The 15,384-nt window shown below is 71.0% G+C and carries 12 protein-coding genes and 3 pseudogenes; 6 read left to right on the top strand and 9 right to left on the bottom strand.

Annotated elements, in window-relative coordinates; genetic code table 11:
* Positions 1–209 precede the first annotated feature (209 nt).
* Positions 210–402: pseudogene (locus ACH4KB_RS33280) on the bottom strand (TerD family protein); the annotation flags it as partial.
* On the opposite strand from ACH4KB_RS33280, the gene ACH4KB_RS33275 reads away from it, so the two are divergent.
* A complete protein-coding gene (locus ACH4KB_RS33275) occupies positions 363–833 on the top strand; it encodes a glycosyltransferase family 2 protein (RefSeq protein ID WP_398070040.1) in 471 nt (156 codons plus the stop codon). The pseudogene ACH4KB_RS33280 and the gene ACH4KB_RS33275 sit on opposite strands and share 40 nt — an antisense overlap.
* A gap of 155 nt (positions 834–988) precedes the next feature.
* On the opposite strand, the gene ACH4KB_RS33270 is transcribed toward ACH4KB_RS33275, so the two are convergent.
* Positions 989–1,459: an MSMEG_6728 family protein gene (locus tag ACH4KB_RS33270; protein ID WP_398070038.1), complete on the bottom strand. Its 471-nt coding sequence runs from the start codon at positions 1,457–1,459 to the stop codon at positions 989–991.
* Positions 1,460–2,146: 687 nt separating this feature from the next.
* On the opposite strand from ACH4KB_RS33270, the pseudogene ACH4KB_RS33265 reads away from it, so the two are divergent.
* The 4 genes and pseudogenes from ACH4KB_RS33265 to ACH4KB_RS33250 form a co-directional block, all read left to right on the top strand.
* Positions 2,147–2,699, top strand: a pseudogene (locus tag ACH4KB_RS33265) (methyltransferase).
* Positions 2,700–2,871: 172 nt separating this feature from the next.
* Positions 2,872–5,151 (top strand): catalase, encoded by a 2,280-nt coding sequence (locus tag ACH4KB_RS33260; RefSeq protein ID WP_398070036.1) that lies wholly within the window; start codon positions 2,872–2,874, stop codon positions 5,149–5,151.
* Positions 5,152–5,223: 72 nt separating this feature from the next.
* The gene (locus ACH4KB_RS33255; RefSeq protein ID WP_398070034.1) at positions 5,224–6,495 is read left to right on the top strand and encodes a peptide ligase PGM1-related protein; all 1,272 of its coding nucleotides are present in this window, start codon (positions 5,224–5,226) and stop codon (positions 6,493–6,495) included.
* 309 nt (positions 6,496–6,804) lie between these two features.
* A pseudogene (locus ACH4KB_RS33250) lies at positions 6,805–7,128 on the top strand (FUSC family protein); the annotation flags it as partial.
* A 125-nt stretch (positions 7,129–7,253) separates the two neighbouring features.
* On the opposite strand, the gene ACH4KB_RS33245 reads toward ACH4KB_RS33250, so the two are convergent.
* From ACH4KB_RS33245 to ACH4KB_RS33220, 6 genes are all read right to left on the bottom strand, one after another.
* A complete protein-coding gene (locus tag ACH4KB_RS33245) occupies positions 7,254–8,333 on the bottom strand; it encodes a YihY/virulence factor BrkB family protein (protein WP_398070032.1) in 1,080 nt (359 codons plus the stop codon).
* A 158-nt stretch (positions 8,334–8,491) separates the two neighbouring features.
* A complete protein-coding gene (locus ACH4KB_RS33240; protein ID WP_398070030.1) occupies positions 8,492–9,133 on the bottom strand; it encodes a DUF3618 domain-containing protein in 642 nt (213 codons plus the stop codon).
* On the bottom strand, positions 9,109–9,561 hold the full coding sequence (locus tag ACH4KB_RS33235; RefSeq protein ID WP_398070028.1) for a phage holin family protein: 453 nt from the start codon (positions 9,559–9,561) through the stop codon (positions 9,109–9,111). Before ACH4KB_RS33235 ends, ACH4KB_RS33240 begins: the two co-directional genes overlap by 25 nt.
* 18 nt (positions 9,562–9,579) lie before the next feature.
* Positions 9,580–10,287, bottom strand: coding sequence for a hypothetical protein (locus tag ACH4KB_RS33230; RefSeq protein WP_398070026.1), 708 nt, complete (start codon positions 10,285–10,287; stop codon positions 9,580–9,582).
* Positions 10,288–10,611: 324 nt separating this feature from the next.
* On the bottom strand, positions 10,612–11,151 hold the full coding sequence (locus tag ACH4KB_RS33225; protein ID WP_398070024.1) for a metallophosphoesterase family protein: 540 nt from the start codon (positions 11,149–11,151) through the stop codon (positions 10,612–10,614).
* A gap of 328 nt (positions 11,152–11,479) precedes the next feature.
* Complete coding sequence (locus tag ACH4KB_RS33220) at positions 11,480–12,805, bottom strand: APC family permease (protein ID WP_398070022.1); 1,326 nt, start codon at positions 12,803–12,805, stop codon at positions 11,480–11,482.
* Positions 12,806–13,121: 316 nt separating this feature from the next.
* Here ACH4KB_RS33220 and ACH4KB_RS33215 point away from each other — a divergent pair, with 316 nt between their 5' ends.
* On the top strand, positions 13,122–14,177 hold the full coding sequence (locus ACH4KB_RS33215) for a lactonase family protein (protein WP_398070020.1): 1,056 nt from the start codon (positions 13,122–13,124) through the stop codon (positions 14,175–14,177).
* A 225-nt stretch (positions 14,178–14,402) separates the two neighbouring features.
* On the opposite strand, the gene ACH4KB_RS33210 is transcribed toward ACH4KB_RS33215, so the two are convergent.
* Entirely contained in the window at positions 14,403–15,335 is a 933-nt protein-coding gene (locus ACH4KB_RS33210; RefSeq protein ID WP_398070018.1) for a sirohydrochlorin chelatase, read from the bottom strand.
* Between the last annotated feature and the right edge of the window lie 49 nt (positions 15,336–15,384).

The raw sequence follows: 15,384 nt of genomic DNA, 5'->3' as shown, positions 1-15,384 counted from the left end.
GGCGCCTTTCGGCTCTATACGGCAGCACGGGCTCGGCGGTGGAGCTCGAACCCTCCCTCTTGGCCAAAGGCCCCAGCGACTGCTCGCCGGGTCGGCGTCGAGCATCCCGGTGTCCAAGGCCGGATCCATGCTCGCACCACGTCGCCGTGCCTGGCCGGACGCAGGGATGCGCCGCAGATCTTCGTTTCCGGCTCCGGCGTGCACACAACGATGTCGACGCCGTATCCGCGTGCGAGAGCGTCGAGGTCGTGGTCCCATCCCTGGCCGACGGCGCGTAGGCGCCAGAGCGTGCCTTTGCGGTAGATCTCCGCCGAGCGGCACGGGGCGTTCGGTGGTGGCGGCGTCCAGGGTGGCGCGGGCGAGTGGCAACCCGCCGCTGCCGGGGGCCGCGCCGATCTGGACGCGCCGATGCTGAACATCATCGCTACCTGCTCTGCGGCACCGTCCCCTACTCGCCCCCTCCGGGCGCGAACAGATGCCGGCTGTCCGACCTCCCGGCGCTCGCCGCGCCCCACCCCGGCCGACCGGCCCCCGCGGTTGGGGAGATCCGCCGGAGCACGGACTACGCGCTGTTCTGGTCTCTGTCCTTCGTCGTGACGGCCGACACCTGGCACGCCATCGGCGGATTACGCGAGGAGTACGAAGGGTACGGCGGAGAGGACACCGACTACGGGCAGAAGGCACGCGCGGCCGGTGCCCCCCTCACCTGGGTGGGTGGCGCTCCGGCCTTCCACCAGCACCACCACCCAGTCTGCGACCCGCCGGTGTCGCACCTGCACGACATCTTGCGCAACGCCGAGACGTTCACCGCCGATGGGGCTGGTGGCCGATGAGCGACTGACTCCACGCGTTCGCCGACCACGGGCGCCCGCCCACCGGGACGCTGGGTCCTCGGCCCGGCCCCTGAAGGGTGCTCCGAGGGACGGTGTGAACCGGAACGCGCGGATAGGTGACCGCCTGGTGCTGAAGATGCCTGGATCCCAGGGTCCTAGGGTTGGCTGGAGCGGTCCGAGGCCGGCCAGATGTAGGGCAGGTCGTCAGGATCGTCGCGGAACAGAGGAGTGTAGAAATTCGGGTCTTTGCCACGTAGCGCGGACCGGTGGCTGCGGTGGAAAGCGGGATTCCCCAGCCACGGCGGCAACTCGTGGTCCGCCGCAAGTTGTGCTTGCGTACGCACACCCTCCGTCCGCTGAGCCGAGAACTCGGCTACGAGCGAAGCAGCGCACGTATCCGCGCGTCCAGTTGCCGTCCACACGCGGCAGATCTCAAGCCCGTATCGAACCAGCGCCTCCTGGTAGCCCGCCCACATAAGCACGGCCGGGTGGTGCCGCCACCCGTAGCCAGGGACCGTCAAGCCGCGCAGCACCTGAAGCGCTTCGACACGTTGTTTGCCCAGGCGCCGGGGGTCGAGTGATGCGGCGGAGGCGACGAAGTCGGGATAGGGCAAGAACGTCTGCATGCCGGCCCATCTCCTGAGGTCGATGCCGCCGGTCATGAGGGGACGACCAGCGGAATGCCAGGGGCTTCAATCTCGCACACCAAGAGGCACCCAGCACCTGGGATTTCTCTGGGAACACCGGGCTGGCTGCCAAGCGTCCCGCACCGGCCCGCGCTTCCACATGGGCCCTGCCGGATTACGCCGACCAGGGGAGGGATGGGCCGGGACTTTCGGGACAGACGGAGTAAGCCTCATCGGTTCCGGCAGTGCGGAACCGCACCAGGACTGGTCGATACCCGGCGACAGCTGTGTGAGTCGGCTTCAACAAGCTGCGAGAAAGGCGGGCTGATGACGGTGCTTTTCCTACTGCTCCGGCTACGTCAGCATTGCGGTGTACGAACAGTGCGTCGGCGGCCGATCAGTGCCTGCGGGTCAAGGGCCGTGAGTTGTGCACCCCACCCGACGTACGTCTTTCCCGGCCTTCCGAGTACGGGGAGCGCGCTGAGCTTCGGATCACCGTGCTCGAACGGCCGCATACTGCCCCAACCGATCGCGACTTCCCCGTCGACGGGCCGTCTGCGACTGTGCCGCGACGCAGACGTAAGCCGCGAGTACATTCCGTAACCGTTTGAATGGCGGTCCTCTTACCCGCAATACATCCTGGACGAGCGGCGGACAGTCGTCGCCACTGAGAGGCGAGAAGCAGACATGGCGGAGGGACTTCGCAGCAGGCCGCGACGGATGCTCACCGTGCCGGGCGTCTATGCACCGCAACATGACATGCACCTCTTGATGCGCGCTGTCAGCCGAGAACTCGCCGATCCATGTAAGCGTGTGCTGGAACTCGGCACAGGCAGTGGAGCCTTAGCGGTACACGCGGCCAGGCTGGGCGCTCGGGTCGTGGCTGTGGACATCTCCCGCAGGGCGGTGCTGTGCGCCAGACTGAACGCCGCTCTCCACCGCCAGCGCGTCACTGTCCGCTACCGCGATCTGTCCACCCTCGACGGGGGTGGATACGACCTGGTGATCAGTGCTCCGCCCTACGTACCGGCCCCGGCCGCCCTGCCGCCCGTGCGCGGCAAGGCTTGTGCGTGGGATGGCGGCCTGGATGGCCGCGTGGTCGTCGACCAGGTCTGCGAGCTCGTCCCCGCTCGGCCCGGTGATGCGCTCCCGTCTGCTGTGGCTGCGAGACCAGGGGCTGATGAACGACGAGCAGCGGGACAAAGAGGAACTGGTGGTCTTCCGTGCGCGACGACGCTGACTTCCACCGTACGCGACAGCCGCACGGAGGTGAGCGAGCACTCCCCCGCTTCGGCCGCTGTCCCGGGGCATAGCTCGTCGCGGTCAGCTCCGGAGTGGCCGCCCCAGCAATCTCCTCACCACCTGTCCCACCTCCGATGACAGACGACATGCTCCGCAACGATGGGAACTCCATGAGTGAGAAGAAAAACCCCGTGAAGGCCGCCGCTGACAAGGTGGTCGAGAAGGTTCAGGACGCCGCCGGGCCCGCGAACGAGATCCCCGGTGCGCCGGGTCCGGTGCCGCCGCCGGTGGATGAGCCCATCGAGCCGACCGGCCCGTTGCCGCCCAAGGACGACCAGCGTGGCCCGGACACGTACAGCCCGACCGGTCAGAAGACCGGAGTCCCCCAGAAGAAGGTGGCACAGGGCGGGGAGCGCCTGACGACCGCGCAAGGCGCCCGGCTGTACGACACCGACCACTCGCTCAAGGCCGGCCCGCGCGGGCCGGTGCTGCTGCAGGACCACCACCTGCGGGAGAAGATCACCCACTTCGACCACGAGCGCATCCCTGAGCGCGTCGTGCACGCCCGGGGCGCAGCGGCGCACGGCGTCTTCCAGGGCTACGGCACTGCCGGGCAGATCTGCAAGTCAGCGTTCCTGGCCAAGGACGTCGAGACGCCGGTGTTCGTCCGCTTCTCCACCGTTCTCGGTTCGCGGGGTTCGGCCGACACGGTGCGCGACACCCGGGGCTTCGCGGCGAAGTTCTACACCGAGGAAGGCGTCTTCGACCTGGTCGGGAACAACATTCCGGTCTTCTTCATCCAGGACGCGATCAAGTTCCCCGACATCATCCACGCCGGCAAACCGCACCCCGACCGGGAAATCCCGCAGGCACAGAGCGCGCACGACACGTTCTGGGACTTCGTCACTCTCCACACCGAGGCCACCCACCACACGCTGTGGAACATGTCGGACCGGGGCATCCCGCGCTCCTACCGGATGATGGAGGGCTTCGGCGTCCACACCTTCCGACTCGTCAACGCCGAAGGCGCCACGACGCTGGTGAAGTTCCACTGGAAGCCGAAGCTCGGCGTGCACTCCCTGGTCTGGGAAGAGGCGCAGATCACCGCGGGCGTCGACCCGGACTTCCACCGCCGGGACCTCGCCGACGCGATCGAGGCAGGAGCCTTCCCCCAGTGGGAGCTGGGCGTGCAGACCTTCCCGGACACCGAGGAGCAGATGTTCGAGGGCATCGACCTGCTGGACCCGACGAAGATCGTGCCCGAGGAACTGGCCCCCGTACAGCCGATCGGGTTGATGACCCTGAACGCGAACCCGTCGAACTACTTCGCCGAGACCGAACAGGTCGCCTTCCACCTCGGCCACCTCGTCCCCGGCATCGACGTCACCGACGACCCACTGCTCCAGGGCCGGCTGTTCTCCTACCTCGACACCCAGCTCACACGGCTCGGCGGCCCCAACTTCGGCCAACTGCCGATCAACCGCACCCACGCCCCCGTCAACGACATGTTGCGCGACGGCATGCACCAAACCGCGGCCCACCGCGGTGTGGCGCCATACCGGCCCAACTCTCTGGACGGCGGCTGCCCGTTCCTCGCCGGGGAGGACACCGGTGCCTACATCGAGGTGCCCGCCGAAGTTCCCGCAGCCCGAAAGGTCCGGGACGCCGCCGCTTCCTTCGACGACCACTTCAGCCAGCCCCGCCTGTTCTGGCTGAGCATGACCCCCACCGAGCGCGAGCACATCGTCGCCGCCTACACCTTCGAACTCGGCAAATGCTACGAGCAGGCGATCAAGGAACGGGCCCTGCTCGTCCTGGCGAACATCGACAGCGTGCTGTGCGAACAGGTGGCCGCCGGCCTCGGACTGCCCGCCCCGCAGGCGACCGTGTCCCTGGACGAGCCGGAGCTGAGCCCGGCTCTGTCGCAGCTGGGTGACAGGTGGCCGGGGGACGGCCGGATCATCGGCATCGTCACTGCCGGCGACCAGGACCTGGGCGGCGTTCGGTCGGTCCGCCAGGCGGTGCTGGACGCCGGAATGGTTCCGCTGGTCATCGCTCCGACGGGTGGGAAGCTCGACCAGGACGGCGAGCCCGTCACCGTGCAGCGCACCTTCACCACTGCGCGCTCCGTCGAGTTCGACGCCATCCTGCTCGCCGGCGCACCGGCCCCCGGCACCGACGCGAGCGGTGCCCGCGATGCCAAGGTCGATGACGAAGCGGTGGTGACCGCAGGGGTCGATCCGCGGGTCCTGCTGCTGATCACCGAGGCATACCGGCACGGCAAAGCCATCGGGGCCTGGGCCGATGGCCTCGACGCTCTGGAGACCGCCGGCATCGCTCCCGATGCTCCCGGCGTGGTCACTGCCGCCGAGCCGCTCTCGGCCCTGGAGGGCCTCACCGGAGTGCTGGCCCACCACCGAGCCTGGGACCGGTTCACCCCGGCTGTCTGATCCCTGCCCGCCGGCTCCCGGCGCCCCGGGGGCTGGCGGGCCGTGACCACGTGACGCGGAAGGCGAAGCACCGTGATCAGAGAGCACGAAGGTCCGCGCACTCTCGTCATCCTGGCCAACTTCGTATCTCCGCTGGCGGTCGACCTCGCCGAGGAATCTGTCCTGCGCCAGTGGGCAGAGCAGGCGCCCCGCAAGCTGTGGCTCACCCGGCCCGGCGACGTGCTGATCACCCCGGTCCCTCTCAGCGCGCCCTTCCGACGTTACGTCTTCCACCGGCTCGGCGTGCCGGAGAAATCGGTGGCCGTCATCACCGTGCCCGACACGCCGCACCTGCCAATGGCCCAGGCGCTGGCCGAACACGATCTGCTGGAGCCTCTACGCGCTCTCGTCGCCGACCGCCCGACCGCCCGGCTGCTCCCGACCGCGCTGGACGAAGCGTCTGCCGCTCTCGCCGCAGACCTGCGCATCCCCGTCGTCCCCTACGAAACTGGCATCCCGAGCTCCGGCACCTTGCGGGCAGTCTCCGCCATGAACACGAAGTCGGGGTTCCGTGCGGCCGCACAGTCTCTCGGGCTGCGCCTGCCGCACGGCCGGGCCTGCACCGGCGCGGAACTCCACCAAGTGACCACCGCGCTACTGGCGTCCCATCAACGAGTGGTCGTCAAGACGGACCGGTCCGCAGGCGGCCACGGCCTGCACTTCGTCAGCCGCGGCGACCAGCCGCCGCAGTCAACTCCGCCACCCCCCGAGAGTCGTTGGGTGGTGGAGGAGTACGTGGAGCACACCCGCGCCATCAGCGCCCAGGGGAACGCCACGGCCACCTGGGCGGAGGTGGCGTACGACGGCGAGATGCGCATGAGCAGCGGCTCCTTCGCTGGATACCGCTCACCCCTGAAGGACCTGCCTGCGAGGGCACGCGAGGAGCTGACCGACTGGACCCAGGCGCTGGGCGGTCAGCTGGCCGCCGAAGGCTACCGGGGGCCGTACAGCCTCGATCTGGTGTGCACACAGGACGGCACGCTGTACGCACTGGAGTGCAACGTGCGGCGCACCGCCACCACCACCGCACACGCCATGGTCAGCCGCCTGACCAGCGCAGGCTGCTCAGCCTGGTCCACCGGTACGGCCACCGCTGTCGCGCCCATGGCCTTCGACGAGGCGGTCAGGCATCTGGCCGAGGCGGGGCTGGACTTCCGACCCGGCGACTCCGAGGGCGTCCTCCTCTACGCCGACCGCCCCCTCGACGGCCGGAGCTGGCGGTACACGGCCCTGGCTCCCACCCACACCCGGCTCACCGAACTCGAAGTCCGACTGGCCGCAACATTCGGACACGAGAGGCTCTGAGCAGGGTTCCCCGGGAGGCGTCCAGATGATCGCAGGCGCCTGGCGGGCCGCTCGATCGCGGCCTTGGCCCGCGATCATGGCATCAGCCGCGGCGCCGTTCGCACGGTCATCGCCGACCTCCTGCCCGACCACGCCGCCGTCGAGGAGATCGCCCCCGCCCGGGAGCGGCTGGCCACCCTCGACATGCCGGGCAATGCCGCACCCAGCGGCGCCGCTCTGAGCGCCTCCAACTCGGCGATGGTCTCGTCTTGGAGCTCATCGACGCGAAGGGTGTGCGGCATCGCCCGGGCCGCGTCCGCGACGATGAACGCCCCGCTGCCGGCCCGCAAGGCGCGCGCCCGGCAGGTGCTCGCGCTGCTGGACGACTGCGTGACGGAGGTCCGGGGCCTGGCCTCGATCGCCGCCGACCCGGACGCCTCGCACGACGCCCGGCTGTCCGCCGCGTGCTCCCGTGTCGAGATGGCCGTCGAGGCGCTGACCGCGCCCGAAGGCTCCCGCGGCTTCCACCTGCCCGAGCTGCCCGGGGTCGCCGCGGACCCGGCCCTGGCCCACCTGCATGGCCTGGAGCGCGCACTCGCCGAACTCGTCAGCCCGCTGAACCACGGTCCGCACGCGGCGTCGACGAACGCCTGAAGTCCGGAGCCAGGGGCGCGGTGCCGGGCCCTCTTCGGTGCTTCCCGCGAGGGTTCCGTCCCGCCGGTGTCCCGAGGGCGCCGCAGGCAGCCCTGGCCCGGAGGTTCGCCGGGGGCGGGCAGTTCTCAGGCGCCGCTGTCCTTTCCGCCCGAGCGGGGGCCGGCGGGGCCGGTGTCGCCCATGGCTCTGCGGTCCTCGTCGGTCCACTTGCGGGTGTCGCGGGGGTCCACGTACGGCTCCTCCGTCGGTGGGTGGCCGCCGATGACGGCTCGCTCGCGGGTCATTTCCGCGTCGAGTTCCAGGCCGAGCAGGATCGCGAGGTTCGTGATCCACAGCCAGACGAGGAAGATGATCACGCCTGCCAGAGCGCCGTAGGTCTTGTTGTACGAACCGAAGTTGGCGACGTAGAAGGCGAAGGCGGCCGATGCCACCATCCAGATCAGCAGCGCCAGCAGGCTGCCCAGTGATACGAACTTGAAGCCCCGGCCCCTGGCATTCGGCGCGGCCCAGTACAGGAGCGCCAGCATGATGGTGACCAGGACCACCAGGACGGGCCATTTGGCGATCGACCAGACGGTCATGGCTGTGTCACCCACGCCCAGTGCGGTGCCGACCTGGCGGGCGATGCCGCCCGAGAGCACGACGATCAGCGCGCTGACGCACGCCAGCACCATCAGCACCAACGTCAGGCCGACACGGACCGGGAGGACTTTCCAGGCCGGCCGGCCCTCAGGTACGTCGTACACCGCGTTCGAGGTTCGGATGAAAGCGGCCACGTAGCCGGACGCGGACCACAGTGCGGCCAGCAGACCCACGATGGCCACGACCCAGCCGGTCCCGCTGCTGGACTGCAGCTGGGTCACCGCGTTGGTGAGGACATCGCGGGCCGCTCCCGGCGCGAGCTTCTGCATGTTGTCCAGCACGGTCCGGGTGGTCTCCTTGCCCGCGATGCCGAGCAGGGAGACCAGGACGAGCAGCGCCGGGAACAGGGCCAGGATGCCGTAGTACGTCAGTGCCGCCGCCCGGTCGGCCAGCTCGTCCCGCTTGAACTCGCTCAGCGTGCGCTTCAGCACGGCACCCCACGATCTCCTGCCGAGCTTCGTGGGCGATTCGGGCGGATCATGCTCCGGCTGTGCGTGCGGGCCCGCACCCGACCGGCTTCCCTCCGGCCCCAGGCTGTCTCGGTCATGCTGCTCGTGCGCCATGGGATCACACCTCCTCGACGGTGTACGGCCGACGGCCTCACGGCCGCTTCATGCCGCTGGGCGGACAGACACGCCCGCCGGGCGGGGCCCCGGAGCGCAGGGGCCCCGCCCGACGCCGGTCGCTTCTCGGTGGCGGTCCGGCACGTGGAGCGGGCGATTCAGCTCCCGGCCTGCCGAGCGGCGTCCTGTCCGACCTCGCGCAGTCCCGTCCCTGCCTCCTGCCCCGCGTCCTGGGCTTTCCGCTTGGTGGTCTGCGCCGCGTCCTGGGCCGTGCTCCTCACCGCGTCCACGGCTTCCGTCGCGGGCCCCCGCATTTCCTCCTTGACGTCCTGTGCGACGTCCTGGGCGGTCTGCTTCACGGGTTCGAGGAGTTCGTCGGAGTGCTCGCGGAGCTGGGCGCCGGCCCGCTCCTCGGCCTCCGTGGTGGGGAGCAGCGCGGCTGCCAGCATCCCGGCGCCGAAGGCGATGACGCCCGCTGCGACGGGGCTGCCCTGCGTCTGCCGGGTGATCCGGTCGGGGGCCTGGCGTACGGACCGACCCACCTGGTCGGTGGTGTGCCTGACCGCGTCCCCCGCCTGTCCGGCGGTATCCGCCACGCCTTGCCTGCCTGTGGCCGCGGTGTCGCTCGCCGCACCCATCACACGCTCCTTCACGCGGGTGATCCGCCGCTGCGTGGCGTCGGCCTTGCGCCGGGCGACCTTTCCCGGGGCGACCTTGTCCGCGAGACGGTCCACGTTGTGGGCGAGGTGGGCCCGGGTGTCCTCCACGTCGGACTTCAGCTCGTCGGGTTGCGTGCCCATTGCGCGTCCTCCTTCAGCGTTTCGACAGTCCGTTCGGGCTTGGCGCTGACTGTCCTGAGGCGTTTGCGGCCCACCACGAAGAGGATGGCCGCCAGGAGCGCCCAGACCCCGGTCACGATGAGCGCGGCCCAGGCCAGGTCGACCACGTGCGCGAGTCCGAAGACGGCCGCCAGGCTGCCCATCAGCAGAACCAGATGGCCGGCGTACCCGGAGCCGGCGAGCATGCCCGCCGCCTTGCCCGCTCGGGTTGCGCTCTCCTTGACCTCGGCCTTGGCCAGTTCGATCTCCTCGCGCACCAACTGCGTGAGATCCTCGCTGATTTCGCCGACCAGCTCCCCGATCGAAGGATCCGGCGACGGTGCGCGGGTGGATCCGGCGGACGGGGCGGCCGGCTTGTCGGTGGTGTGTGGTGAAGACGGTGTGCCCACGGCTCGGTTCCCCTCTCCCTACGGCTGCTGCGGATCCGGGTTCGGGCCGCTCACCGGGACCTGCCCCGGTGTGACGGCTCCGTCGGCGGACGGAGCGAGGGGCGGCGAGGACGGCGGCGGGTGGGTGTCCGGGGCCTGCTGGGCCTCGCGACCCGTCCCGACCTGTGGCGCGTCCGGGCCCGTACCGCTGTCCGTCGTGCTCGTGTGCCGGTCTTCTCCGCCGTCCGCGGACTTGGCGCCCTTGGCGAGCCGGGCGGTGGCGAAGCCCGCGAGCGCCGCGCCCGCCAGAAACGCCCCGGGGCGACGGCGTGCGAAGTCCTGCAAGTCGCTGAGAAGACCGTCCGGCCCTCTGTCCTCCAGTCGGGCCGCGGTCTGGTGCCCGCGGTCCGCTATCTGCTTCACCGCGCCGACGGCGGCGGAGTCGCTGTCGCTGTTGCGGCTCATGTCGTGCAGCTCGTCGGCCAGCCGCCGTACGTTGTCCGCGAGCCGCTGGGTCTGCGAGCGAGCCTGTCCCTCCAGTTGGCTCCGCAGCTCGCCCATGACGTCCTGGGCTCGTGCCGTGGCCTCACCCGCCACATCGGCTGCCTGTTCCCTGGCGGTGCCCGCCACGTCACCGGCCTTGGCGGCCACCAGGTCGGTACCCTCACCGGCTTTGTCCCGTGCGGTCTGTGCCGTCGTCGCCGTCGTTCCGTCGCCCGGACGGCTCGTACTTTCGAAGTCGCTCAAAGCTCCTCCTAGGTCGGCCCTGCTTGGGAGGTGTGTCGCGTCGCCCCCTCGACGCTCCTCAATGGTTGCAAAGACGGCGAACATGCGCGATTGGGGACAAATAATGGAGTGTCCGGGAACTCCGGGCGACATCCGGAGCCCCCTGATCGTGGCCGACCGCCGCACGAGAGCGGCACCCGTTATGCGGCAAAGTGCGTGGCCCGGACGGGCGGGTTCGCGGGCTGCGAACGCGGCCGGGGCGCGACGCCCAGGCCGGGCGGAGCGCGAGCCCACGTGTGCTGACCGCCTCACAGCACGCGTCGCTGACCGCTGCGGGGGAGGCGGTCAGCGCCTGGGCAGACGGTGCAGCACGACCTCGTCGAGCACGCCGTCCGCCACCGTGCATGTCATGTACGTGCAGTACGGCTGTCGTCTGCGGTCCGTCGGCGAGCCCGGGTTGAGCAGGCGCAGTCCCTCCGGCGCCTCGGTGTCCCAGGGGATGTGGCTGTGGCCGAAGACCAGGACATCCAGGTCCGGGTACAGCGCGGCGCAGCGCGCCTCCCGACCACGGGCCGCCCCTGTCTCGTGGACGACGCCGAACCGCAGGCCCCCCAGTTCCACGCGGGCCACCTCCGGCAGCCGGGCCCGCAGTTCCGGGCCGTCGTTGTTGCCGTACACCCCGACCAGGCGCCGCGCGCGCCCCTTGATCAGGTCCAGGGTGGCGACGTCGACCCAGTCCCCGGCATGGACGACGACGTCCGCCCGGTCCACCTCGCACGACAATGCGCCGGGGAGTTGCTTGGCGCGCAGTGGCACGTGGGTGTCCGAGACCAACAGAAGCCGTACGGGCGGCTCCGCCGCCGCTCCGGTCGAGTCACCGTCCATCCGCTGTCTCCTCTCCCGGTGCGTCAGCTCCTACGGCCGTGGCCGTCCGTCCGAGGGGCGGGGCCCGCCCCGGAGTGGCGGCCGGGGCGGGGCGGCGCGACTGCTTGCTCATGATTCGCTGGGTACCCATATCCGGACTCTCGACGCGTCACGGGCTGCGGTCAGGGGTGGGGAGAGGAGCCCGGTAACGGGCGGCGGCCAAGGCGCGACGGCGTCGCAGCTCAGCCGCAGCTCAGCCGCAGCTCAGCGAAGCCGAAGAAGCCGGTGGATTCTCAACCGGGCCGTTCAGGACACCCGCACGGCCGCGGCGAAGTCTCTGAGGCCCGAATCAAGAGGCCCGGGGTGACCGAACCGCGGCGATGACGCCCAGGCAGCCGCCCACGGCCAGGACGAGGAGCCCCCTCAGCCATACGTCACGTTCGATCTGGGTGGCGAGCACGACGCAGGACACGGCTCCGAGGACCGGCACGAGGGTCGGCGCCCGGAAGTGGTCCGGAGTCGCCGTGTCACGGCGCAGTACGAGGAGTGAGGTGTTGACGAGGAAGAAGACCACCAGCAGGAGCAGGACCAGGGTGGAGGCGAGCGTGGTCACGTCGCCGGTCAGCGCGAGGAGCAGGGACAGTGCGGTCGTCGCAGCGATGGCGGCCCAAGGAGTGCGCCGACCGGGCAGGACCTTCGTGAGGAAGCGGGGCAGGAGGCCGTCCCGCGCCATGCCGTAGGCGAGGCGCGAGGACATGATGCCCGTCAGGAGGGCCCCGTTCGCGACGGCCACCAAGGCGACGGCGCTGAACAGCTCCGGCGGGACTCCTCCGGCCGCCCGGACGACTTCGAGAAGCGGCCCGCTGGATCCCGTCAGCGTTTCGGTCGGTACGGCCACCGTCGCGGCTACGCCGACCAGGACGTAGACGGCCCCTGCTGTGACCAGGGCGCCGAAGAGTGCTCGGGGATACGAGCGGCGGGGGTCACGGGTTTCCTCGGCCACGTTGACGGACGTTTCGAAGCCGACGAAGGAGTAGTAGGCGAGCACCGCGCCGCTGAGCAGCGCAGCCGCCGGGCCCTGGTGCGCGGTGCCCAGGTCCGTGAGCCGTCCCATGTCTCCGTCGCCGCGCAGCACGATCCAGGCGCCGAGCCCGATCACCAGCAGGAGACCGCTGACCTCGATGACTGTGGCGATGACGTTGGCCCGGGTCGACTCGCTGATGCCCCGGGCGTTCAGCAGCGCCAGCGCGGTGAGGAAGACGATGGACACCAGCACGACGGGGAGGGAGACGAACTCGGACAGGTAGTCGCCGCCGAACCCCCGGGCGAGGGCGGCCACCGACACCACTCCGGCGGCCAGCATGCAGAAGCCGGCGAGGAAACCGAGGAACGGGCCGTAGGCCAAGGAGGCGTAGTGCGAAGCGCCGCCCGCACGCGGATACTTGGTGACCAGCTCCGCGTAGGACGCCGCCGTCAGGAGAGCCAGACACAGGGCCACGAGCAGGGGGGCCCACACCGCGCCGCCGGACTCGGCGGCTACCTGCCCCACGAGGACGTAGACGCCCGCCCCGAGGACGTCTCCCAGGATGAAGAAGTAGAGCAACGAGGTGGTCAGAGCCTTCTTGAGCGGTGCCGGAGAGTCCGGGGCCGGGTGCGTCGTAGGAAGAAGTTTCACGCGGCACCATTTACCCGGCCTGCTGCCCAGCAGACGCCGAATCCCTCTGATGCCTGTGAAGGCCTGTGAAGGTGGACGCGCAGGTGGCCGGAAGCGCTTCCACCGTTCGGACCTGCCCGACCTGCCCGACCTGCCCGCCTGCCCGGCCTTCCCGGGGCGGCCGGACACCCGCCGTGGCGCCCGAACCGCCCTGACCGCCGGGGCCGTGGGCCCGGCGGTCAGGGCGATCTCTTCGGCAGCATCGGTCTGGACCGCGGAGGGCTGCCTGCTACCGTCGGCCGTGAAGATCGCGGCGACGGTGAAGAGGGGTAGCGCGATGATCGGCAACAGCTCCGGGCGGGCATTCATAGGGTCGTTCACCTCGGCGGGCGGGCGCGGGATCACCGCCGCCGCCGTGGACCGGGGCACCGGTGCGCTGACGGTGCTGGGGTCCACGGACGCCGTGCCCGACCCCTCGTTCCTCACGGCCGGCCCGGGCGGCACGATCCTGTACGCGGTCGGTGAGAGCGCCCCGGGCGTCGCCGCCGCCTTCGCTCTCGACGGCGACGTGCCGGCGCTCCTGGGACCCGTCCGCGCCGTCGACGGCGATGCGCCCACCCACCTCGCGCTCGCCGCGAACCACCTGGTCACGGCCAACTACACCTCCGGGAGCGTCACCGCCCTGCCGGTTCTCGCCGACGGCTCGCTCGGAGCGGCGGCCTCGGTGCTCCAGCACGAGGGCAACGGCCCGGACACCGGCCGCCAGGAGGCCCCGCACGCCCACCAGGTGCTCGCCGACCCCTCGGGGAACTGGGTGGTCAGCGTGGACCTCGGCACCGACTCGGTACGCGTCTGCGCCCTGGACCCCGCCACCGGCGCCCTGAGCCTGCACAGCGAGACCTCCCTGCGCCCCGGCACCGGTCCGCGCCACCTGGCCTTCCACCCCTCGGGCTCGCTCGCCTACGTCCTGGGCGAGCTGGAGCCGACGCTCACCGTGTGCCGCTGGGACGCGGCCGCGGGCCGTCTCGACGTGCTCGGCGAGACACCGGTCCTGCCCGAGCACGAGGCGGCCGACGACGCGGTGCGCACCTACCCGTCCGAAGTGGTCGTCGCGCACGACGGGCGCTTCCTGTGGACCGCCAACCGGGGCCACGACAGCATCTCCGTGCTCACCCTCGACGAGAGCGGCGAGAAGGCGGCCCTGGTGGCCACCGTCGGCTGCGGCGGCCGCTGGCCGCGCGACCTCACCCTCGACCCGAGCGGCCAGTGGTTGTACGCGGCCAACGAGCACTCCGGGAACGTCAGCTGGTTCGCCGTGGACGCCGAGACTGGCGTCCCGCGGCACGCGGGCTCCGTCGAGGTTCCCGCGGCCTCCTGCGTCGTCCTCGTCTGACAGCGGTCGCGCCCGGGGACAGCGCGTCCGGCAGCGGTCGCCCCGGACGGTCGCGCGTGACGGCGACCGCCCCGGACCGCGCATCCGGCAGCGCTGCCCCGGACACGTATCCGACAGCGGCCCACCCCGGGCAGCGCGGCGGGCCCGGACCGGAGATCTCCTCCCGTCCGGGCCCGCCGCGCTGTCCGGCTTCCCGAGCCACCGCCCCACGGCGACGGCGTCCGGTCAGTGCGTCTGCACTCCCTGAGCTCCCTGCGGCGTCGCCGGCGTGATGCCCAGCGTCGTGGCGTACAGGGACAGCACGAGCTTGCCGATCGCCGGATAGGCGCCCAGCGGCTCGGCCGTCGCGCAGCCCGCCTCCTTCGCGGCGGCGTCCAGCAGGCCGGGGTCGACCTCCGGGCCCACCAGGTACGGCGCCAGGGCCAGCTGCGCGGAGCCGGAGCCCTGCAGCTGCTCCGCGATCGAGGCGACCGAGCCCTCCACGTCCAGCGCGGCGGCCATCACCGGCACGGCGAGCCGGGCGGCCAGCAGCATCCCGGTGATCCCGGCGGCCTGCACGGCCTCCTCACCACCCACGGTGACCAGCACGATGCCGTCGGCGGCGGTAGCCACGGTGAACAGCCTGGCGCGGTCAGCGCGCGCCAGCCCGGCCTCCGACAGCCGTACGTGCAGGGCCTCGGCGAGCAGCGGGTGCGGGCCGAGCACATCGGTCAGCTCGGCCTGCGTACCGCTGTCCATCACGGCCTGCCGTATCCGCCGGATCAGCGCGCTGTCGGGACCCGCGAGCAGCGGGACCACGACGGCGGGCGGACCCACCGGCTCGGCGACCTCACGGCCGACGGCGACAGCCTGCTCGAAGCGGGCGACGCGCTCGGCGGCGGTGTGGGTGAGAACGGTGGCAAGGGTCGGGTACTCGGCATCGTCGCCGTCGAGGTAGCCGATCCGGGCGTTGAGGCCGGGCAGCTCGGAACGGGCGATGCTGATCACCTCTTCGGCCAGGCTGCGCGTGGCCGACGAGGGGGTACCGGGAACGGCGAGAACGAGCGCGGCAGCGCCCTCGGGTGCGACCACGGGCTCCGGGCGGCGGTGCCGTCCGGACTGGCGAGGTCGCGGCATTCGTACAGGCAGGCCGGAAGCGGGCCCAGTGGGGGTGCTCATGGCGCCGCATGCTACTGGTTTTGCCTGCCCCTCTGTTCGGGGAGGGTCC

Source organism: Streptomyces sp. NPDC017520, assembly GCF_044329855.1.
Classification (GTDB): Bacteria; Actinomycetota; Actinomycetes; order Streptomycetales; family Streptomycetaceae; genus Streptomyces.
The sequence above is the reverse complement of the archived record's forward strand: the minus strand, read 5'-3'. Positions and strand labels throughout refer to the sequence as shown.